Consider the following 21,183-nt stretch of genomic DNA (forward strand, 5'->3'; position numbering starts at 1 on the left):
GGAACCCGGTCGACTGTCGACCTGGTCGATCTAGTGGGCGATCCCGTCGATGAGATCGCGGGCGCCCTGGCGGAGGAGGGCCACGGCGACGGATGTGCCCAGGGTGGCCGGGTCGAGGCGGCCGGCCCACTCGTGGGCGTTGAGGACCGTCTTGCCGTCCGGGGTGAACACCGAGGCGCGCAGGGAGAGTTCACCGTTCCGCTCGGCGCGGGCGTATCCGGCGATGGGGCTGTTGCAGTGCCCCTGGAGGACGTGCAGCAGCATGCGCTCGGCGGTGGTCTCCCGGTGGGTGTCCGGGTTGCCGAGGTCGCTGACGATGTCGATGGTGTCGCTGTCGCCCTCCCGGCACTGCAGGGCGAGGACGCCCGCGCCGATCGGCGGCATCATCGTCTCCACGGACAGGACCTCGGAGATGACGTCCGTACGGCCGATCCGCTCCAGCCCCGACACGGCCAGCAGCAGGGCGTCGACCTCACCGGCGGCCAGCTTCTCCAGCCGCCGGTTGGCGTTGCCCCGGAACGGCACGCACTCCAGCCGCGGATGCGAGGCGGCGAGCTGAGCGACCCGCCGTACGGAGGAGGTACCGATCCGCGTCCCGTCGGGCAGCTCGTCCAGTGTGCGCCCGGCCGGGTCGACCAGGGCGTCCCGGATGTCGTCGCGCTTGAGGAACGCGGCGAACATCGTCCCCGCCGGAAGCGGCCGATCGGCGGGAATGTCCTTCACACAGTGAACGGCGAGATCCGCCTCCCCGGCGAGCAGCGCGGCGTCGACCTCCTTGGTGAACGCCCCCTTGCCCTCCACCTTGGACAGATCGCCCATCCACTTGTCCCCGGTGGTCTTCACGGGGATCACCTCGGTACGCACACCCGGGTGGATCACGGCCAACTCGGCCCGGACCCGCTCCACCTGAGCGAGCGCCATGGGCGAATCACGGGAGACGATACGAATCAAGTCCTGCGCCATGAAAGCACGATAGCCCTTCCCGGCCGGGGCCCTTGACCACGCTCGAACGAGTGGGCCATGGCGGCGGACCGATGCGGCGGGGCCGGTGCGGGGAACCGAAGTTTCTCGTAGCGTGTCCACTTCTTCTGGTGAGGACGTGGCTACGGAGGGTGGGACGGGCATGGAGCCGGTATCGGTGGCACTGTTGGCGGCCCTGGCGGGTGGCGCCGGTGGGGAGCTGGGACGGCAGTCCTGGGCGAGCCTGAGCGAGTTGGTACGCCGGCCGTTCCGGCGCGGCCAGGAGGGTGCTCACGTCCCCGCGATCAGCTCAGGAGAGGCGGAACTCACCACCCTCACCCGGGCCCCGGCCGACCCCGCCCACGCGCAGGCCCTGAGCACCGCCCTGGCCGTACGCGCCGCACTGGACGCCGACTTCCACACGGGCCTCCAGCAGTGGCAGGAACAGGCGAAGCTGGTACGCACCGGGGACGGCGCGGTGAACAACACGATCAGCGGTGGCACCTACAACGCCCCGGTCGTGATGGGCAGGGACATCAGCCAGACCACCATCACCAACGGCCCGCCCCCGGCCGCTCCGGGGGGCGGTGCGGGGCCCACGCACGGCTGAACGCCATGACCACCGGGGCCGACCCCATGACCGACCCGGACGGCGCCGCCGGCCGGGGTACGTCGAACCGCATCAGCGACGGGGTGTTCTTCCACACGGTCATCCAGGGCCGCGACATCAACGTGGTCCTGCCCCCGCGGATCACCCCGGCGCTGTCGGGCCTGCCGCCCGCGTCCCCGACGTTCACGGGCCGCGACGAGCATGTGAAGCGACTGCTCCAGGGCCTGGCCCCGGGCGGTGGGGTACGACAACGGGCGGTACTGGTGACGGCGGTGGCCGGGCTGGCGGGCGTCGGCAAGACGGAACTGGCGGTCCAGACGGCCACGCTCGCGCGGGACGAGCCGGACTGGTTCCCGGGCGGGGTGCTGTTCGTCGACCTCTTCGGCCACGACGCCGAGCGCCGCGTCACTCCCGAACGTGCCCTGGACGGCCTGCTGCGCGCCCTGGGCATCCCCGGAGAAGTGGTCCCCGCCGACCTCCAGGACCGTACGCGTCTGTACCGCAGCGTGCTCGCCACCTACGCCGAACGGGACCGCCGCATCCTGGTCGTCATCGACAACGCCTCCAGCGCCGACCAGGCCCGCCCGCTCCTCCCGGCCGACGGCACGACGGCGGCACTCCTGACCTCCCGCCACACCCTCGACATCGACGCCCGCCTCCACGACCTGGACACCCTGGACGAGACCGCGTCGGTGGACCTCCTGCGCCAGGCGCTGGACCAGGCCAGGGGCCCCGCCGACACAAGGGTGACCGACGACCCGGGGGCGGCTGCGGCAGTCGCCCGCCTCTGCGCGGGTCTGCCCCTGGCCCTGCGCATCGCCGCCGCGCTCCTCGCCGACAGCCCGGCCCGCCCCCTGGCCTCCCTGGCGAGGGCCCTCGAAGCCGAGCATTCACGTCTGGACCGCCTACGCCGAGAGGACCGCGCGGTACGCGCCGCCTTCGACCTCTCCTACGAGCACCTGGACGCCGAACACGCCCGCCTGTTCCGGCTGTTGCCGCTCAATCCCGGCCCGGATGTGTCGACGGAGAGCGTGTCCCGCCTTGTGGGCACGGACGCCGACGAGATCTCGGTCGAGGAAATGCTCCAGGACCTGGCCCGTGCCCACCTGATCGAGTCAGGGGGAAAGTGGGGTCGTTGGCGGCTACATGACTTGGTGCGCTTGTACGCCGACGACCACGGGCTCGTTCACGGGGACGCGGATCAGCGCGCCGCTGCTCAGGACCGCCTCCTGGACCACTACGAGCGCACCACCTTGGCTGCCGCCACCCATGTGGAGGTCCCGCACGACCGCGTGTCCCCCCGCTTCCCGGACCGCGCCACCGCCATGGCCTGGTTGGACGACGAACGTGACAACCTGATCGCCACCGTTGTCGCGGCTCCCACCCTGGGCCGTCCCGAAACCGGCGTCGCGCTCGCCGCCGCCCTCGCCCACTACCTGAACGCGCGCCGTGCCTTCGTCGACTGGATCACCGTCGCGACCAAAGCCCTCGCCCTCATCCGTGGACTCGGTGACCGCCCCGGCGAGGGCGCCGCGCTGAACAACCTTGGTATCGCCCTGGAGGGTGTACGGCGGTTTGGGGAGGCCGTCGACGCTTATACGCGGGCTATCGCGATTTCCCGTGAGACCGGTGATCGCCATCGCGAGGGCACCGCCCTGGACAACCTGGGTGACACCCTGAGAAAGGATCGGCGCTATGCGGAGGCGATCGATGCCCAGACTCGCTGCCTGGCCATCTGCCGCGAGCTGGGGGACCGCCACGACGAAGGCAGAGCCCTGAACGGCCTCGGTCTCTCCCTCAGGGAAGTGTCGCGGTTCGAGGAGGCCGTTGACGCTCACACGCTGGCTGTCGCCATTTTCCGCGAGACGGGTGACCGCCGTCGTGAAGGCATGGCCCTGACCAACCTTGGTAGTGCGCTGAGAGAGGAGCGGCGGCTTGACGAGGCCGTCGACGCTCACACCCAGAGCTTGGCCATCTGTCGCGAGTTCGGTGACAGGCAGGGCGAGGGAATCGCGCTGGCCAACCTCGGCAGCGCGCTTTCGGAGTTGCGGCGCTTCGCAGAGGCCATCGACGCTCACTCGCAGGCTCTCGCCATTCTCCGCGACACCGGCCACCGCCATGGCGAAGGGATGGTGCTGAGCAACCTCGGCCGTTCCCTCAGGGCCGCGTCGCGGTTCGACGAAGCTTTCGACGCCTACGCGCGGGCCGCTGCCGTCTTCCACGAGACCGGCGACTTCCACGGCGAAGGCATAGCGCTCATGTTCAAGGCAGCCGCGCACAACGAGCGTTGGGCTCGCGCCCAGCCGACCCTGGCCACCCCCGGACCACGTACGGAAGGAAGCCGGTCCACGCCGTGGGGGACAGGGTGAGGGTCGGGCCGGGCGTGTTCTTGGAGTCGCGAGGTCGCCGACACACGTGCCGAACGCCTGCCGCCTGGCCTCGGCCCCGGCGCCTCCCGGAGCGGCGGCCGCTCAAGAGGCGGGGTTGGGCGGTGCGTCGGGGGACGCGTCAGGGGCTGACGCCCGGTCGGCGGTGAGGATGGGCAGCGGGGTGTGCAGACGCCAGATGCCGGGCAGGTCCAGCGTGCCCTGCCGCTGCGCCAACGGGATCTCCTGGGCGGCGAGCATGGCGTCCAGGACGCAACTCCCGCTGCGGATGGCCACGATGTGGGCGTCCCGTACGACCGCCACGAGACCGTCGATCCGGAACAGCAGGTCCAGCAGGACATCGAGGGTGCCGATCTTGGCGCCGTCGACGTAGACGTCGATGTACGGGTGGTGGTGGGAGTCGATCTCGTGCTGCGCGAGGGCCACGATCTCCTCGCTGCCGGGCGCGGCACGCGTACGGTGGGCCGCGTCGGTGAGCGCGGCGTGTCTGCGCCAGCCGCCGGCCGCGATGTCGAAGACGTCGAGGGTGAGGAACGAGTCGATGGAACCGGCGAGTTGATGCTCCACGGCGTGATCGGCGGCGGGGCTGAGGGGACGGCCCGTCCTGCCGAGGAGTTGCCTGGTCGCGCCGCCGTCGTGCAGCGGTCCGGCCAGGGCGTCGGCCGGGTCCGACGAGTCCGAGGACTCCGGGCCGAGCAGGAACGTACGGACCGTGTACGGTTCCGCCGGAGCGGTCGGCGGCGTGGTCGTCGTGGTCGTGGTCATGGCGTCACCTCGACGGATGTCCCCATCTTCCCGGTCAGTTGTTGAGGCTTTGATCGCCCGGGTCGGGATGCGGTTCCAGTCGTACGGTCAGGTCCACCGTCCGGCCGTCCCGCCGCTCCCGCAACTCGGACGCCGCGGTCCCCGACCCCGGCCGCACCGTCGTACGGACGTGATCACGGACCCAGCGCGGGCCGCGTGGGCGGTGGTGGGCGAGGGAGTAGAGGAGGGCGAGCAGGAGCAGGGCGGCGAACACGGAGGGCCCCACGACCCATCCGGCCGGTATCGCCGAACTCCCGTCACCTCCGTTCCCGCCGACTCCACCGGAGCCGTTCCCCCCGACCGTCCCGTTCCCGGACCCGGACCCGTTGCCGTTCCCGCCCGTGTCCCCGGTCGTACCTCCGTTCGTATGGGTGCCGTTGTCCCCGGTCTCGCCCCCGTTCTGGGTGCTCCCGTTCTCGTTGCCGCCGTTCTCCGTCGTCCCGTTGTTCTGGTCGCCGGTCGTCGTCGTACCGTTCGTGTCGGTCTCCGTCACCGTGAAGTCGGCGGTGGCGTAGTAGTCGGGGTAGTCCGTGCACTCGGCCCGTACGGTGTGTGCCGTCGCGGACGAACCCTCCGGTACGTCGAACTTCTCGGTGATGTCTCCCTCGCCGGAAGGTGTGGCCCCGGGGACGAGCGTGCTGCCGTCGTCCCAGAACACGTTCACCGCCGAGCAGACGAAGCCGATCCCCTCGACGGTGACGGTCTTGCCCGCGGGGCCATCGGCGGGCGTCAGCCTGATGTCCTGACGCGGGTCGTGGATCGGGGTGACCGTGAACGTCGCGCTGCCGGAGAACACCGTCTCGTCCACACTCGAAGTGGACTCCTTGACGCATGTGGCCCGCACTTCATGGGGACCTCCTCGGGCCGTGGCAGGCACATGGATGACGGCCCCGCCCTTGCGTGACGGGGTGAAGTCGATGGGGTCGTCATCCCAGGTGATCTCGTCGATGACATAGGAGGGCGGATCGCAGCGGTTGAAGCCGACAACGACACGCTTCCCGCGCTCCCCCTCCGACGGGGTGAGGGTGATCCCCTCTTGGAGCGCGGCCCCCGATGCCATGGGCGCCCATCCGACCGTGATGCTCAGCAGCAGCGCGGTCAGCGATCGCAGGACGAATCGCACGGCGGAGAATGACATGAGGCATCGCCTCTTTCATTCTCCGCCGGCCCACTCCACTTCGCTCGTCATCCCGCCGACGACGTCGGCACCGGCATCGGCACCGGCGCTACTTTCCGACCGTCAGCAGATCCCTCTCGTCCGCCGACAACTCGACCTTGTCCGCGTAGAGCAGCGCGTGCGGCGGGTCGAAGACCAGCGAGACCTCGCCGGACAGGCCCCCGTTGTTGCTGAGGACCTGGACGACCTGGTCGCCGAGACGGACGTCGTACTCGTAGCGGGAGCCGACGTAGGAGCTGGTGATGACCTGGGCACCCAGCCTGTTGACGCCGGTGGTCGAGCCCGTGGCCGCCACCTCCAGTCGCTCCGGGCGGATGGCCACCGTCACCGAGTCGTCGACCACGACCGGGCGGTCACTGTCGACACGGACGACCTCACCGCTCGCGTCGAGGCGGACGGAGTGCCGGGTGCCGTCCTGCCCGACCACCTTGCCGGTCAGGAAGTTGCAGCGGCCCACGAACGCCGCCACCGCCGGGGCCGCCGGGCGCTCGTAGATCTCGTGCGGGGTGCCGATCTGGATCATGTTGCCGCCCTCCATGACCGCGATCCGGTCGCTGAGCGCCAGCGCCTCCTCCTGGTCGTGGGTGACGTAGACGGTGGTGATGCCCAGGTCCTCCTGGAGCCGCTTGAGCCAGGCCCGGGCCTGCTCGCGGAGCTTCGCGTCGAGATTGGAGAGCGGCTCGTCGAGGAGCAGGACCGTCGGCGAGTACACCAACGCCCTGGCCAGGGCGACACGTTGCTGCTGGCCGCCGGAGAGCTGGTGCGGGTAACGGCCGGACAGGGCCGCCAACCCCACCTTGTCCAGGGCGTCGTGGATCAGCGTTTTCTGCTTCTCCTTCGGCACCTTGCGGATGTTCAGCGGCAGCGCCAGGTTCTTCGCGATGGTCATGTGCGGCCAGAGCGCGTACGACTGGAAGACCATGCCGAGGTTGCGTTCCTCGGGCGGCAGGAACACCCCCGCGCCCGCGTCGACGAACGGCCTGCCGCCCACCGAGATGGAGCCCTCCGTCGGCTGCTCCAGGCCCGCGATGCAGTTCAGCGTCGTCGACTTGCCGCAGCCGCTCGCGCCAAGGAGCGTGAAGAACTCGCCGTCCTTGATGGTGAAGGTGACATCACGCAGGACCGAGTTGTCCCCGAACGTCTTGGCCAGGTTCTTGACGGTCACCTCAGGCATGGTGCTTTCCCTTCATGAGCAGTCCTGCGAGTGCGACGAAGACCGCGGTGATGGCGATCTGGAGGGTTGCCAGTGCGGCGACGGAACCGGCCCTGCCCTGCGTCCACAGGCTGAGCATGGTGGTACCGAGGATGTTGTTGTCGGCCGAGGAGAGGAACACGGCCGGCGAGTACTCCTTGAGCATGATCACGAAGGTGAGCACGAGCGCGCCCGCGAACGCCGGCGTGACCAGGGCGCGCAGCACCCGGAAGAAGGTCATCAGCCAGTCGGCGCCGGACACCCGCGCCGCGTTGTCCAGTTCACCGCCGATCTGCATGATCGCCGGGGCGACCGAGCCGAACGCGCTGGGCAGGGCCCGCATACCGAAGGCGATGATGACGGCGTAGATCGTGCCCTGGAGGAACGTGCCCATCCCGAACGGCGCCAGCGCGAAGGCCCAGAAGAAGCCGATACCGATGATGATGCCGGGCAGGGACTGCGGGATCAGGGCCAGATACTCCACCGCCCGGCCGAAGCGGAACGTCGAACGCCGGGCGACCATCACCGCGAAGACAGCGAGCGCGGACACGACCACCGAGCCGACTCCGGCCACGATCATGCTGTTGTAGAGCGACTGCACGTAGTTGTCGGAGTCGAAGACCAGCTCGTAGTTCTTGGTCGTCACCGTCTTGAACGGCGACTGCAGCGGGGTGAAGACGAGCGTGAACGACCGCATCACCAGGCCCGCGATCGGGATCAGGGCGCCGAGAATCACATAGACCCAGATGCACGCGATGCTGACCCACTTCAGCCAGCCCAGATCCAGCTTGCGCGGCCGGGTCACCTTGCCGCGTACGGACACGAACCGGGCCGCGTCCTTCAGCAGCTTCGCCTGCACGGCCACCAGGCTGAGCGTGACGACCAGGATGACCGTCGAGGCCGCGCCGAGCATCGTGTAGTTCGGGTCAACCGACTGAAGTCCGTTGTGGTACAGGAAGGTTGAGAAGACATCGATGTTGACGGGCTGGCCGTAGAGCAGCGGCACGCTCAGCGTCTCGATGGACACCGAGAAGACGAGAATCGCGGAGTAGACGATCGGGGGCCGCAGCAGCGGCACGATCACCTGGGCCAGAATCCGGAACGGGCCCGCCCCGCAGACCTGGGCCGCCGACTCCAGCGAAGCGTCGGACTGCCGCAGCGCGTTGGCGCAGAAGACATACGCGATGGGCGCGAGCGCCACGGCCTCCGTCAGCGCCATGCCGGGGATGGAGTAGAGATTCCACGGCACGGAGCCGAACACCTGCTGCACCTTGACGCTGACGAACCCCGCCGGGCCGTACATGATGATCCAGCCGAAGCCGAGGATCAGCGACGAGATGAAGAACGGCCACTGCATGGCGAGGGCGACCAGCCGCCCGCCCGGCAGCTTCGTCCGTACGACCACGATGGCCATCGGGATGGCGATCGCGAGGCTGATGAGGGTGGTCAGGGTGGCGAACAGCAGGGTGTTGAGGGCGACTTCACCGAAGCCGGCCTTGGTGAAGAGGTCGGTGTAGCCGCTGAGGGTGAAGGCGCCGCCCGCCTCGTAGAGCGGGCGGTTGCGGATGCTCTGGTAGAGCGTCGGAACGATCGGGGCCAGTACGAGGACGGCGAGGAACGCGAGGACCGCGTACTGGACGACGGTGTCCCGTCCGATGCCCAACGGGCGCCGGTAGCGCGGCGGTTGGAAGACGTCCGGGTGTTTGTCGCCGGAGCCGCCGGCCGGGGTGCGGGGCGGCTGGGTGAGGGTTGACATGATGTTTCTGACTCCGATCGTCCCGAGGGGCCGTGTCCGCGCCGCCGTTACTTGCGGAGTCCGTCGAAGCGGTCGAGCCAGGCGGCGGCGTCCGTCTTCGAGATGGCCTCGTACTTGACGTGGATGATGTTCTCCTCGCCGACCGCGTCCACGACCTCCTGGTAGGTGTGCAGACCCTCGCCCTTGACCCCGTCGCGGTACGAGGCGAGCCCGCCCTCGGCGACGGCGCGCTGGCCCTCCTCCGACAGGGCGAAGTCCAGGAAGAGCTTCGAGGTCGCCGGGTGCGGGGCCTCGGCGGCGATACCCAGACCGCGCGGCAGGACGACCGTGCCGTCCTTCGGGAAGACGATCTTCACCAGACCGGCGCTGTCGTCGACCACCGGGTACGCGGGGGAGGCGCTGATCAGGAAGCCGGCCGAGTACTCACCGGCGACGATCTTCTCCAGCTGCGTACCGGAGGAGGTCTCCGGACGGGTCAGCGGAAGGATCTTCTCCAGGTCGTCCCAGGCCTCCGGGTTGCCCTCGGTGAGCGCGTGCGTGACGGTGAACCCGAACGACCCCTCCGGATCACGGACGGTCACCTTGTTCTTGAATTTGTCCTCGTCCGAGGTCACGATCTTCGCGAAGTCGGTCAGGCTGGTCGGCGGGGTCTCCATCAGCGAGGTGTTGTACGCGATGGTCATCGGGTCCTGCGACATCGAGTACACGCTGGGCAGCAGCTCGGCGCTGTCGCCCATCTTCTCCAGCTCCGGCGACTTGTACGTAAGGACGGTGTCCTTGCGCGCCGAGAAGTCCGCCCAGGCGGTGGCCGCGCTGGAGATCAGGATGTCGGCGGGGGAGGACCCGGCCGCACTCTCGGACAACGTCTTCTGGAACAACTCATCGCTGTCCAGCTCATTGACCGACACGGTCTTGATGAAGCTGTACTTCTTCTTGAAGTCCCGGACGATCGGGGCCATGTTCTCGTCGCCGAGGTTGGAGTAGACGGTGAGCTTCCCGCCCTCCTTCTTCGCCGCCTCGATGAGGTCCGAGTAGTCCGCCGGGTAGTAGTCCGGCACCTGGCCCGCGGAGATCTTGTTCTCCGCCACCTTCGGCGCGTCGTCCTCGCCACCACAGGCGGCCAGGGTCCCGAGCGCGAGGGTCGCGGCGAAGGCCGCCGCGAGAGGGCGCCGGGCGGGGCGCACCACTGTTGCGATACCGAAGTGGCTGGATCTTGCCATGGTTCTCCTCCTGGCGCGTGCCGTCTGGCAGCTGTTGCCGGGAGGTTAGAGACGCAGGTCACCCCGGTAAATCCTTCACCGACCAGAGCTCTTACTGCTCGTATTGGTCGTTTTGTTAGTGACGCGAGTCACCCGCCCTGAGCGGCCTCGATGGCCGGTATTGATCGCCGGATGAGACCGGGCTGTGACCCGTCCGCGATGGGCCTGGCCTGCGAGGGCGCCGTCGTACGATCGACTGGCCGGAAAGGGGACCACCTCGTGGAGCGTCGCCGCTGGCGATCCAAAAATCTCGAAGCCCTCTACAACCCTTCCCCCACCTCCCGGGTCGTACTGGACGTCGGGACTTCCAGGAGGGGGATCTGGGGGGATCGCGGGGGTTACCGACAGGAGGGGAAAGCCGAGGGGCCCGGTCACCACTGGACCGGGCCCCTCGAAGTACCCGTTCGACATACCTACGCGTGATGCCGACTCGTACTGCCTGCTCGAAGCGCCTGTCGAAGTGCTAGAAGAACACCCCGCAGCGCAACAGCACATTCGCATACGGCCGCGCCTCCCCGGTCCGTACGACCAGCCGGGCGCCCTCCGACAACTCCTTCAGCCGCTCGTGCGAGACCAACTCCAACTCGGGGAACCGGCCCTCCAACAGCGCCGCCGCCTCCGGATTGGCCTCGTGCATCTCGTACGCGGCGGTCGCGCCCTCCACCACCAACTCGTCGAGCAGCCCGTCCACCACCTCCGCGAACGACGGCACCCCGGCCCGGAAGGCCAGATCCACCACACGCGGCCCCCGCGGCACGGGCATCCCCGCGTCACACACCAGCACCCCGTGCCCATGCCCCAACTCGGCGATCGCGCCCGCGAGATGGCGATTGAGTATCCCGGCCCGCTTCACAGCGACCCGCCTCGCATGTCATCCCCGGCCGCCTGGGCCGACCTGTTCTTCCTGCCGGGGGTCCGGGGGTTGTCCCCCGGGAGAACACGGCACAGCGCCGCGACCTCCTCGGCGGTCGGGAACGACACCTGCGCCCCGGCCCTGGTCACGGCCACCGCCCCGACCCGGGCCGCGTACCCGGCGGCCTCCGCCAATCCCTCACCCGCGCCCAGCTTCCACGCCAACGCCGCCGTGAACGAGTCCCCGGCACCCGTCGTGTCCACCGCCTCCACCTTCACCGCGGCCACCCGCGCACTCCCCTCGGCGGTGGCGACCAACGAGCCCTCCGCGCCCAGCGTCACCACCACCGACCGAGGCCCGAGCGCCAGCAACGCCCGCACCCAGTCATCCGGAGCACCCGAGAGTTCACCCCCGACGATGACCTTCGCCTCGTGCTCGTTGACGATCAGCGGATCACACGCGGCCAGCACCTCGTCCGGCAACTCCCTCGGCGGCGACGGATTCAGCACGAACCGCGTCCCCTCCGGCAACCGCCGTACGACCTCCACGACCGTCTCCAACGGAATCTCCAACTGCGCCGACACCACCCGCGAGGCCCGCAACAGCCCCTCGGCGGCCCGCACATCCTCGGGGGTCAACTTCCCGTTGGCGCCGGGCGACACGACGATGCTGTTGTCGCCCGACGGGTCCACCGTGATCAACGCGACCCCGGTGGGCGCCCCGCCGACCAGCACCCCGGCCGTGTCCACGCCCGCGTCCCGCTGCGACTCCAGCAACAGCCGCCCATTGCCGTCGTCACCGACCCGCGCGAGCAACGCCGTACGCGCCCCGAGCCGCGCCGCCGCCACCGCCTGGTTCGCACCCTTACCGCCCGGATGCACGGCCAGATCAGAGCCGAGCACGGTCTCCCCGGCCCCCGGCCGCCGCTCGACACCGATCACCAGATCGGCGTTGGCCGAACCCACGACCAGGAGGTCGTAGTCGTACATGAATGGTCTCCCTGTAGTGGGGTTGGACTGACGACTGACGGATGGCAGATAACAGATGACGGATAACAGATGACGTCATCTGTTATCCGTCATCCGTCACCTGTCGTCCGTCAGTCGTCATCCGTCATCTGTCAGTCGTTATCCGTCATCTGCCGACTGTCGCCCGTCAGCTGTCATCGGTCAGCTGTCATCTGCCATCCGCCGATCACCGATCACCAATCACCAATCACCAATCACCCACTGAACTCCCCCACGTTCTCCCCCGTCACCACCTTCACCGGCACCTTCACCATCGCCGCCACCTTCTCGTCCTCCGCCGCCTTCAGCGCGTTCTGGACGGCGATCCGGCCCAGTTCGGTCGGCTGCTGTGCGACCGACGCGTACAGCGTGCCGTCCTTGACGGCCTTCAGGCCGTCGGGGGTGCCGTCGAAGCCGATGACGGCGACGGACGTGCCGGCCTTGGAGCCGAGGGCCTTGACGGCGCCGAGGGCCATCTCGTCGTTCTCGGCGAAGACGCCGTCGACGTCGGGGTGGGCCTGGAGCAGGTTGGTCATCACGTCGAGGCCCTTGGTGCGGTCGAAGTCGGCGGGCTGCTTGGCCACGACCTCGATACCGGGGTAGGCCTTCAGCCCCTCTGTGAAGCCCGCGCCGCGCTCACGGCTCGCGGACGTACCGGCCAGACCCTGCAAGATGATGATCTTGCCCTTGCCGCCCAGCTTCTCGGCCAGCGCCTTGGCGCCCAGTTTGCCGCCCTCGACGTTGTCGGAGGCCACGAGCGCGGCGGTCTCGGCCTTGTTGACGCCCCGGTCGACACCGACGACGGGGATGCCGGCCTTGTTGGCGGCGCGCACGGAGGGGCCCGCCGCGTCGGAGTCCACGGGGTTGACGATGATCGAGTCGACGCCCTCGCTGGTGAAGTTCTGCAACTGGTTGGCCTGTTGCGAGGCGTCGTTCTGCGCGTCGGTGACGGTGAGGTCCACGCCGAGCTTCTTCGCCTCCTCCTGGGCCCCGGCCTTGATCTGCACGAAGAACGGGTTGTTCAGCGTCGACAACGACAGCCCCAGCTTCTGGTTCGCCGCCGCCGACGAACCGCTGTGCAGGAACGACGTCGCCCCCACGACCGCCGCCGCGACGACGGCGGCGAGCACATACGTCATCGCCTGTTGACGACGGCCTCCCGGCCCCTCGGCCCCGGCCGCCACCGGCGTCGCCCCGGCCTTGCGCCGAACCGTGTCCAGGAGCACCGCCAGCGCGATCACCACACCGATGACGACCTGCTGCCAGAACGCCGACACCGACAGCAGGTTCAGCCCGTTGCGCAGCACCGCGAGGATCAGCGCGCCGATCAGTGTCCCCGACGCCTTGCCCGTACCACCGGCCAGCGAGGCACCGCCGATGACGACGGCCGCGATCGCGTCCAGCTCATAGCCCTGCGCGGCCTGCGGCTGAGCCGAGGACAGCCGGGACGCCAGCACAATGCCCGCCGCCGCGGCGAACAGCCCGGACAGCGCGTAGATCGCCAGCTTCTGCCGCTTCACCCGCAGCCCGGACAGCCGTGCGGCCTCCTCGTTGCCACCGATCGCGTACATGGAACGCCCGATGTACGTCCGCCCCAGGATCACGGCGGTGACGAGACCCATGACGATCATCACCAGGACCGGCACCGGCAGCCAGCCGCCCAGCGTGTCACCGAGGTGGGACACCGACTCCGGGAACGCGATCGGGCTGCCCTGCGAGATCACCAGTGACAGACCGCGCCCCACCGACAGCATGGCGAGCGTCGCGATGAACGGCGGCAGTTTCCCGTACGAGATCAGCGCGCCGTTGACGAGACCGCAGGCGAGGCCGGTGGCGATCGCCAGGATCACGGCTATCCAGACCGGTACGCCCTCCGAAGTGGCGCTCCAGGCCAGCACGGTGGCCGACAGAGCCGCCACCGAACCGACCGACAGGTCGATGCCCGCCGAGACGATCACGAAGGTGACACCGAAGGCGAGGATGGCGGTCACGGCCGCCTGGACGCCGATGTTGAGCAGGTTGTCGGTGGTCAGGAAGTCGCCGGACAGCACCGACATGGCGATGACCAGGGCGATGAGCGCGGTGAGCGCCCCGTTGTCGAGCAGAAGCCGGCGAAGCCCCGAGGCGCCACCGGCGCCCGCCCGGCTCTTGAGCGTGTCAGCGGCCACGGGGGCCCTCCCCTTCGGTAGCGGAATCATCGGATGCGGCGGATTCAGCGGAATCAGCAGCGTCAATGGTGGTGAGGTTGGAGACGGCGAGCGCCATCACCGCGTCCTGGGTGGCCTCGGCGGCGGGCAGTTCACCCGCGATCCGCCCCTGCGCCATGACGATCACCCGGTCGCTCATCCCGAGCACCTCGGGCAGATCGCTGGAGATCATCAGAACGGCGGCGCCCTGGGCGGTCAGCTCATTGATCAGCTCGTAGATCTCGACCTTCGCGCCGACGTCGATGCCGCGCGTGGGCTCGTCGAGGATCAGCACCCTGGTGTCGGCGAGCAGCCACTTGCCGATGACGACCTTCTGCTGGTTGCCGCCGGAGAGGGTGCGTACGTGCTGGTGCAGCCCGGCCATGCGGACCCCGAGCTGCTCGGCGACCCGGGCCGCGTTGGCCCGCTGCGACTTGAGGTCGACGAACCCGCCCTTGGTGGCGCCCCGCAGGGTGACCAGGCCGAGGTTCTCCTCCACGGGCGCGTCGAGTACGAGCCCCTGGCCCTTGCGGTCCTCGGGCACGAGCCCGATCCCGGCGGTCATCGCCGCGTTGACGTCGTCCTTGGGCACGGAGGCGCCCGCGACCTTCACGGCCCCCTTGTCGTACGGATCGGCGCCGAACACGGCCCGCACGACCTCCGTACGACCGGCCCCGACGAGCCCGGCGATCCCGACGACCTCACCGGCCCGCACCTCGAAGCTCACATCGTGGAAGACCCCGTCCCGGGTGAGCCCCTCGACGATGAGCAGTGCCTCCCCGGCGTCGGCGGCCTGCCGCGGATACTGCTGCTCGATCGACCGCCCGACCATGAGCCGCACCAACTCGTCCTCGGGAGTCGCCGCGGGCATCTGCCCGACACTCTTCCCGTCCCGGATCACGGTGACCCGGTCCCCCAGGGCGGCGATCTCCTCCAGATGGTGGGTGATGAAGACGATGCCCACCCCGTCCTCGCGCAGCTTCCGCACGATCGCGAAGAGCTTCTCGACCTCCTCGGAGGTGAGCACGGCGGTCGGCTCGTCCATGATCAGCACCCGCGCGTCGAGACTGAGCGCCTTGGCGATCTCGACCATCTGGAGCCGGGCGATCCCGAGTTCACGCACACGCGCGCGTGGAGACACCTTCACGCCCACGCGCGCGAGGAGCACCTCGGCGTCGGCCTCCATGCGCTTCCGGTCGATCATCCCGAACCGACGCGGCTGCCGCCCCAGAAAGATGTTCTCGGCGACCGTCAGATCGGGGACGAGATTGAACTCCTGGTAGATGGTGGCGATCCCGAGCCGCTCGGAGTCCTGCGCCCCATGGATGGTCACCTCTCGACCGTCGACGAGGACACGCCCCGCGTCCGGCCGATAGGCGCCCGACAGCATCTTGATGAGCGTGCTCTTGCCCGCGCCGTTCTCACCGAGCAGTACGTGCACCTCGCCCCGGCGGAGGTCGAAGTCGACGCCGTCCAGCGCGACCACACCGGGAAAGGTCTTCCTTATGCCCTCGATGCGCAGCAACTCGTCCGCGTTGCTCACGACTGGCTCCTGTTCTGTGCGGCTGACGGCTCCGAAGCGGCCGGTGACCGGTGCGAAGGGTCCGATGACTGCGGTGAAGGGGCCGGCTCACCGCATGAGCGGCGTACGACGAGCCGGGCGGGCAGGGTGACGGACGCCGGGGTCCGCCCCTCGATACGGTCGACCAGGGCCCGTACGGCGGCCCGGCCCAGCTCGCCCGTCGGCTGGGCGATCGCGGTGACCGGCGGATCGGTGTGTGTGAACCACGGGATGTCGTCGAACGCCGCCAGCGCGAGATCGTCCGGAACCCGCAGCCCACGCGCGCGTACGGCGTCCAGGGCGCCCAGCGCCATCAGGTTGTCGGCGGCGAACACGACCTCGGGTGGCTCCGCCAGCGTCAGGAACCCCTCGGTGACCCGCCGCCCGCTCTCGGCCTGGAAGTCGCCCTGCCCTGTGTAGGCGTCCGGCAGCTTCAGCCCGTGCTCGGCGAGCGCCTCCCGAAAGGCCTCGACACGCTCCCGTCCGGTCGTGGTGGCGGCCGGCCCGGCGATGATCGCGAGCCGCCGATGCCCGAGCCCGTACAGATGTGCGACGAGATCCCGCACCGCAGCCCGCCCATCGGCCCTCACCACCGGCACATCCACACCCGGAATCCACCGGTCCACGAACACCATCGGCGTCCCCGCGCGAGCGGCGTCCAGCATCAACGGGGACCCACCGTCGGTGGGCGAGACGAGCACCCCGTCGATCCGCCGATCCAGCAGATTCCGTACGTGATGATCCTGAAGCTCGGGCCGTTCGTCGGCGTTCCCGATGATCACGCTGTACCCGAGCGCCCGGGCCTCCTCCTCCACCGACCGCGCCAACTCGGTGAAGTAAGGGTTCATCACATCGCTGATCACCAGCCCGAGGGTGTGGGTCTGATCGGTCCTGAGCGACCGGGCGACGGCATTGGGCCGATACCCCAACGTCTCGACAGCGGCCATCACACGCGCGCGTGCGTCCTCACTGACCGACGGATGGTCATTGAGCACCCGCGACACGGTCGCAACGGACACCCCCGCCGCAGCAGCGACATCCTTGATGCTCGCCACCGTCGCCCCACCTCCTCGTGGACCACTCTGGAATCGATTACATCGACGCGTACGGAGGATTGGAATCGATTACACGCCTGCTTGGCAACCCCCTGAGACCCGATCGTGATGAGCACCGTCAGGAATGCAGACCGGGCGGCGGAGGAATCTGTGACGGCGCCTTACCGAACCCGAGCCCGCTCTGAGACGGCCGATGTGAGGGCCGGAGGCCCGAATCAGGGGCGCGGGGAACTGCGCGATCAACCCCCACGCACCCGCACTCGCCCAACTACATCAGCCCCCGAGCTATTAGGCGCCCCCCGCTCTGTCAGCGCCAGCGAGTAGCGTCGGATCATGCCCAACCCGACCGGCCCCCCAGCGACGGCACCCGGCGAACGCCGACTCGCCGTGCTCGAAGGCGTACTGGAGCGCATCACGTACGCCAACGAGGACAACGGCTACACGGTCGCGCGCGTGGACACCGGCCGGGGCGGCGGCGATCTCCTCACGGTCGTCGGCGCCCTGCTCGGCGCCCAGGTCGGCGAATCCCTCCGCATGGAGGGCCGTTGGGGCTCGCACCCGCAGTACGGCAAGCAGTTCACCGTGGAGAACTACACGACGGTCCTCCCGGCCACGGTCCAGGGCATCCGGCGCTACCTCGGCTCAGGCCTCGTCAAGGGCATCGGCCCGGTCTTCGCCGACCGCATCACCCAGCACTTCGGCCTGGACACCCTGAAGATCATCGAGGAGGAGCCCAAGCGCCTCATCGAGGTCCCCGGCCTCGGCCCCAAGCGCACCAAGAAGATCGCGGATGCCTGGGAGGAACAGAAGGCGATCAAGGAGGTCATGCTCTTCCTCCAGACCGTCGAGGTGTCGACGTCCATCGCGGTCCGCATCTACAAGAAGTACGGCGACGCCTCCATCTCCGTCGTCAAGAACCAGCCGTACCGCCTCGCCGCCGACGTCTGGGGCATCGGTTTCCTCACCGCCGACAAGATCGCCCAGTCCGTCGGCATCCCCCACGACAGCCCGGAGCGCGTCAAGGCGGGCCTGCAGTACGCCCTTTCGCAGGCCACCGACCAGGGCAACTGCTATCTCCCCCAGGAGAAGCTGATCGCCGACGCGGTCAAGCTCCTCCAGGTCGACACGGGCCTGGTCATCGAGTGCCTGGCGGAGCTGTCGGCGCCCCCGGAGGAGGGCGAGGACCCCGGCGTCGTACGGGAGAAGGTGCCCGCGCAGGACGGGGGAGACCCGGTCACGGCCGTCTATCTGGTCCCCTTCCACCGCGCCGAACTCTCCCTGTCCGCCCAGCTGTTGCGTCTGCTGCGCACCGACGAGGACCGGATGCCGGGCTTCCGGGACGTCGCCTGGGACCGCGCGCTGGGGTGGCTGAAGGGGCGTACGGGCGCGGAGTTGGCGCCGGAGCAGGAGGCGGCCGTACGGCTGGCGCTGACCGAGAAGGTGGCCGTGCTGACCGGCGGCCCGGGCTGCGGCAAGTCGTTCACGGTGCGCTCGATCGTGGAGCTGGCCCGCGCCAAGAAGGCCAAGGTGGTCCTCGCCGCTCCCACCGGCCGTGCCGCGAAGCGCCTCGCGGAGCTGACCGGCGCCGAGGCCTCCACCGTCCACCGCCTCCTGGAGCTGAAGCCGGGCGGCGACGCGGCATACGACCGCGACCGCCCGCTGGACGCGGACCTGGTGGTCGTCGACGAGGCGTCCATGCTGGACCTCCTCCTCGCCAACAAGCTGGCCAAGGCGGTCCCTCCGGGGGCGCATCTCCTCTTCGTCGGGGATGTGGACCAACTCCCCAGCGTCGGCGCGGGCGAAGTCCTCCGCGACCTGCTGGCCGATGGCAGCCCGGTCCCGGCGGTCCGGCTCACCAAGGTCTTCCGGCAGGCCCAGCAGTCCGGTGTCGTCACCAACGCGCACCGGATCAACTCCGGCCGGCATCCGGTCACCGACGGCATGAAGGACTTCTTCCTCTTCGTCGAGGACGACACGGAGGAGGCGGGACGCCTCACCGTGGATGTCGCGGCACGTCGAATTCCGGCCAAATTCGGCCTCGATCCACGCCGGGACATCCAGGTTCTGGCACCCATGCACCGGGGCCCGGCCGGCGCGGGCAACCTCAACGGCCTGCTCCAGCAGGCCATCACCCCCGCCCGCCCCGATCTCCCCGAGAAGCGGTTCGGCGGCCGGGTCTTCCGCGTCGGCGACAAGGTCACCCAGATTCGCAACAATTACGACAAGGGCCAGAACGGCGTCTTCAACGGAACGGTCGGCGTGGTCACCGGCCTCGACCCCGTCGACCAGCGGCTGACGGTGCTGACGGACGAGGACGAGGAGGTGCCGTACGAGTTCGACGAACTGGACGAGCTGGCGCATGCCTACGCGGTGACGATCCACCGTTCCCAGGGCAGCGAGTACCCGGCCGTGGTGATCCCGGTGACCACGGGCGCGTGGATGATGCTCCAGCGCAACCTGTTGTATACAGCCGTCACGCGGGCGAAGAAGCTGGTCGTCCTGGTCGGCTCGCGCAAGGCCATCGGCCAGGCGGTGCGCACGGTCTCCGCGGGCCGGCGGTGCACGGCCCTGGACTTCCGGCTCGCACCCCGGGTCTTGTAGGCCCTCCGGCTCGCGCGCCGGGGTCCGTGGACCGCAGGATCTCCTCAGGAGCCCCGGGGCGCCCCGAAGGATCTGCGGAACGGACCTCTCGTGAGCCTCCGGTGGCCGGTGAGTGAAATTTGATCGATCAAACGAGTCGTAAAGGTCACACAGCTCTTCCAGATGCCGGACGGAAGGGGCAGGATGAACAGGCTGACGGCACTGAGTGCCGCCAGAAGGCCCGGTGGTCGACCCCGAGTGCACTCTCCTGAGCCGATTGCGGGAAGGTAGAGACAGTCAGGGCACCTCGAAGATGAGGCACTACGTCGGTGAGGGAAGACGTGAGCGAGCACACCAATAACGCTGTAGTACTGCGGTACGGCGACGGCGAGTACACCTACCCGGTGATCGACAGCACCGTCGGCGACAAGGGCTTCGACATCGGGAAGCTCCGGGCCCAGACCGGTCTGGTCACCCTGGACAGCGGTTACGGGAACACCGCCGCCTATAAATCCGCCGTCACGTATCTGGACGGCGAGGCGGGCATCCTCCGGTACCGCGGCTACCCGATCGAGCAACTGGCCGAGCGCTCCACCTTCCTGGAGGTCGCCTACCTGCTGATCAACGGCGAGCTGCCCACGGTCGACGAGCTCTCCGTCTTCAAGAACGACATCACGCAGCACACCCTGCTGCACGAGGACGTCAAGAACTTCTACAAGGGCTTCCCGCGTGACGCCCACCCGATGGCGATGCTGTCCTCCGTGGTCAGCGCCCTGTCGACGTTCTACCAGGACAGCCACAACCCGTTCGACGAGCGTCAGCGCAACCTCTCCACGATCCGTCTGCTCGCCAAGCTTCCGACGATCGCGGCGTACGCGTACAAGAAGTCGATCGGTCACCCGTTCGTCTACCCGCGCAACGACCTCGGTTACGTCGAGAACTTCCTGCGGATGACGTTCTCGGTCCCGGCGCAGGAGTACGACCTCGACCCGGTCGTCGTCGCCGCGCTCGACAAGCTGCTCATCCTGCACGCGGACCACGAGCAGAACTGTTCGACCTCCACGGTCCGTCTCGTCGGTTCCTCGCAGGCGAACATGTTCGCCTCGATCTCCGCCGGTATCTCCGCCCTCTGGGGCCCGCTGCACGGCGGCGCCAACCAGTCCGTGCTGGAGATGCTGGAGGGCATCCGCGACGCCGGCGGCGACGTCGACTCCTTCATCCGCAAGGTGAAGAACAAGGAGGACGGCGTCCGTCTGATGGGCTTCGGCCACCGGGTCTACAAGAACTTCGACCCTCGCGCCAAGATCATCAAGGCCGCCGCGCACGATGTCCTCTCCGCGCTCGGCAAGTCCGACGAGCTGCTGGACATCGCGCTGAAGCTGGAGGAGCACGCGCTCTCCGACGACTACTTCGTCTCGCGCAGCCTCTACCCGAACGTGGACTTCTACACGGGTCTGATCTACCGCGCCATGGGCTTCCCGACCGAGATGTTCACGGTCCTCTTCGCCCTCGGCCGCCTTCCGGGCTGGATCGCCCAGTGGCACGAGATGATCAAGGAGCCGGGCTCCCGCATCGGCCGCCCGCGCCAGATCTACACCGGGGTTGTCGAGCGCGACTTCGTTCCGGTCGAGGCGCGCTAGCTCCGCTGGGAGAGCCGGATTCGTCTGCGGGCGCGTGGGGGCTGGTCGTGCAGTCCCCCGCGCCCCTTTCGGCCTTCGGCCTCGATCGGGCCGTGCCCCCTTCGGGCCTTCGGCCTCGATGGGGGCCGCGACCTCGCAGTGTGCGCATAACAGAAG

15 protein-coding genes and 1 pseudogene are annotated in these 21,183 nt (G+C 68.9%); 4 read left to right on the forward strand and 12 right to left on the reverse strand.

Annotation, left to right across the window (positions count from 1 at the left end; translation table 11 throughout):
• Positions 1 to 30 precede the first annotated feature (30 nt).
• Complete coding sequence (gene hemC / locus ACWD4G_RS04580) at positions 31 to 963, reverse strand: hydroxymethylbilane synthase (protein ID WP_451290699.1); 933 nt, start codon at positions 961 to 963, stop codon at positions 31 to 33.
• Between the two features lie 160 nt (positions 964 to 1,123).
• Between hemC and ACWD4G_RS04585 the strand changes: the two genes are divergently transcribed.
• Both ACWD4G_RS04585 and ACWD4G_RS04590 read left to right on the forward strand, forming a co-directional pair.
• Positions 1,124 to 1,570: a hypothetical protein gene (locus ACWD4G_RS04585; protein WP_451290700.1), complete on the forward strand. Its 447-nt coding sequence runs from the start codon at positions 1,124 to 1,126 to the stop codon at positions 1,568 to 1,570.
• Between the two features lie 1,325 nt (positions 1,571 to 2,895).
• Complete coding sequence (locus ACWD4G_RS04590) at positions 2,896 to 3,939, forward strand: tetratricopeptide repeat protein (protein WP_451290775.1); 1,044 nt, start codon at positions 2,896 to 2,898, stop codon at positions 3,937 to 3,939.
• Here the strand turns inward: ACWD4G_RS04590 and ACWD4G_RS04595 are convergent.
• From ACWD4G_RS04595 to ACWD4G_RS04645, 11 genes and pseudogenes are all read right to left on the reverse strand, one after another.
• A pseudogene (locus ACWD4G_RS04595) lies at positions 3,932 to 3,985 on the reverse strand (hypothetical protein); the annotation flags it as partial. The gene ACWD4G_RS04590 and the pseudogene ACWD4G_RS04595 sit on opposite strands and share 8 nt — an antisense overlap.
• A 56-nt stretch (positions 3,986 to 4,041) precedes the next feature.
• Entirely contained in the window at positions 4,042 to 4,722 is a 681-nt protein-coding gene (locus ACWD4G_RS04600) for a hypothetical protein (RefSeq protein WP_451290701.1), read from the reverse strand.
• A 34-nt stretch (positions 4,723 to 4,756) separates the two neighbouring features.
• Positions 4,757 to 5,899: a hypothetical protein gene (locus ACWD4G_RS04605; RefSeq protein WP_451290702.1), complete on the reverse strand. Its 1,143-nt coding sequence runs from the start codon at positions 5,897 to 5,899 to the stop codon at positions 4,757 to 4,759.
• An 88-nt stretch (positions 5,900 to 5,987) separates the two neighbouring features.
• Positions 5,988 to 7,112, reverse strand: a complete 1,125-nt coding sequence (locus ACWD4G_RS04610; protein ID WP_451290703.1) for an ABC transporter ATP-binding protein — start codon at positions 7,110 to 7,112, stop codon at positions 5,988 to 5,990.
• Positions 7,105 to 8,886 (reverse strand): ABC transporter permease, encoded by a 1,782-nt coding sequence (locus tag ACWD4G_RS04615; RefSeq protein WP_451290704.1) that lies wholly within the window; start codon positions 8,884 to 8,886, stop codon positions 7,105 to 7,107. The genes ACWD4G_RS04610 and ACWD4G_RS04615 overlap by 8 nt, the downstream gene beginning before the upstream one ends.
• Positions 8,887 to 8,933: 47 nt before the next feature.
• A complete protein-coding gene (locus tag ACWD4G_RS04620) occupies positions 8,934 to 10,106 on the reverse strand; it encodes an ABC transporter substrate-binding protein (protein ID WP_451290705.1) in 1,173 nt (390 codons plus the stop codon).
• Between the two features lie 502 nt (positions 10,107 to 10,608).
• Entirely contained in the window at positions 10,609 to 10,998 is a 390-nt protein-coding gene (rbsD, locus tag ACWD4G_RS04625; RefSeq protein WP_451290706.1) for a D-ribose pyranase, read from the reverse strand.
• On the reverse strand, positions 10,995 to 11,987 hold the full coding sequence (locus ACWD4G_RS04630; RefSeq protein ID WP_451290707.1) for a ribokinase: 993 nt from the start codon (positions 11,985 to 11,987) through the stop codon (positions 10,995 to 10,997). Before ACWD4G_RS04630 ends, rbsD begins: the two co-directional genes overlap by 4 nt.
• A gap of 233 nt (positions 11,988 to 12,220) precedes the next feature.
• On the reverse strand, positions 12,221 to 14,173 hold the full coding sequence (locus ACWD4G_RS04635) for an ABC transporter permease/substrate-binding protein (RefSeq protein ID WP_451290708.1): 1,953 nt from the start codon (positions 14,171 to 14,173) through the stop codon (positions 12,221 to 12,223).
• Positions 14,163 to 15,734, reverse strand: coding sequence for a sugar ABC transporter ATP-binding protein (locus tag ACWD4G_RS04640; protein WP_451290709.1), 1,572 nt, complete (start codon positions 15,732 to 15,734; stop codon positions 14,163 to 14,165). Before ACWD4G_RS04640 ends, ACWD4G_RS04635 begins: the two co-directional genes overlap by 11 nt.
• Positions 15,731 to 16,807 (reverse strand): LacI family DNA-binding transcriptional regulator, encoded by a 1,077-nt coding sequence (locus ACWD4G_RS04645; protein ID WP_451290710.1) that lies wholly within the window; start codon positions 16,805 to 16,807, stop codon positions 15,731 to 15,733. Before ACWD4G_RS04645 ends, ACWD4G_RS04640 begins: the two co-directional genes overlap by 4 nt.
• A 333-nt stretch (positions 16,808 to 17,140) precedes the next feature.
• On the opposite strand from ACWD4G_RS04645, the gene recD2 reads away from it, so the two are divergent.
• Together recD2 and ACWD4G_RS04655 are read left to right on the forward strand one after the other, a co-directional pair.
• Positions 17,141 to 19,408, forward strand: coding sequence for an SF1B family DNA helicase RecD2 (gene recD2, locus ACWD4G_RS04650; protein ID WP_451290711.1), 2,268 nt, complete (start codon positions 17,141 to 17,143; stop codon positions 19,406 to 19,408).
• A 308-nt stretch (positions 19,409 to 19,716) separates the two neighbouring features.
• Positions 19,717 to 21,027: a citrate synthase gene (locus ACWD4G_RS04655; protein ID WP_451290712.1), complete on the forward strand. Its 1,311-nt coding sequence runs from the start codon at positions 19,717 to 19,719 to the stop codon at positions 21,025 to 21,027.
• Positions 21,028 to 21,183 lie beyond the last annotated feature (156 nt).

The sequence above is a fragment of the Streptomyces sp. NPDC002643 genome (assembly GCF_053592555.1).

Bases quoted from the DNA above. Each gene is read 5' to 3' on its own strand.
- hemC (WP_451290699.1), bottom strand. From the start codon at position 963: ATGGCGCAGGACTTGATTCGTATCGTCTCCCGTGATTCGCCCATGGCG.
- ACWD4G_RS04585 (WP_451290700.1), top strand. From the start codon at position 1,124: ATGGAGCCGGTATCGGTGGCACTGTTGGCGGCCCTGGCGGGTGGCGCC.
- ACWD4G_RS04590 (WP_451290775.1), top strand. From the start codon at position 2,896: ATGGCCTGGTTGGACGACGAACGTGACAACCTGATCGCCACCGTTGTC.
- ACWD4G_RS04600 (WP_451290701.1), bottom strand. From the start codon at position 4,722: ATGACCACGACCACGACGACCACGCCGCCGACCGCTCCGGCGGAACCG.
- ACWD4G_RS04605 (WP_451290702.1), bottom strand. From the start codon at position 5,899: ATGTCATTCTCCGCCGTGCGATTCGTCCTGCGATCGCTGACCGCGCTG.
- ACWD4G_RS04610 (WP_451290703.1), bottom strand. From the start codon at position 7,112: ATGCCTGAGGTGACCGTCAAGAACCTGGCCAAGACGTTCGGGGACAAC.
- ACWD4G_RS04615 (WP_451290704.1), bottom strand. From the start codon at position 8,886: ATGTCAACCCTCACCCAGCCGCCCCGCACCCCGGCCGGCGGCTCCGGC.
- ACWD4G_RS04620 (WP_451290705.1), bottom strand. From the start codon at position 10,106: ATGGCAAGATCCAGCCACTTCGGTATCGCAACAGTGGTGCGCCCCGCC.
- ACWD4G_RS04630 (WP_451290707.1), bottom strand. From the start codon at position 11,987: ATGTACGACTACGACCTCCTGGTCGTGGGTTCGGCCAACGCCGATCTG.
- recD2 (WP_451290711.1), top strand. From the start codon at position 17,141: ATGCCCAACCCGACCGGCCCCCCAGCGACGGCACCCGGCGAACGCCGA.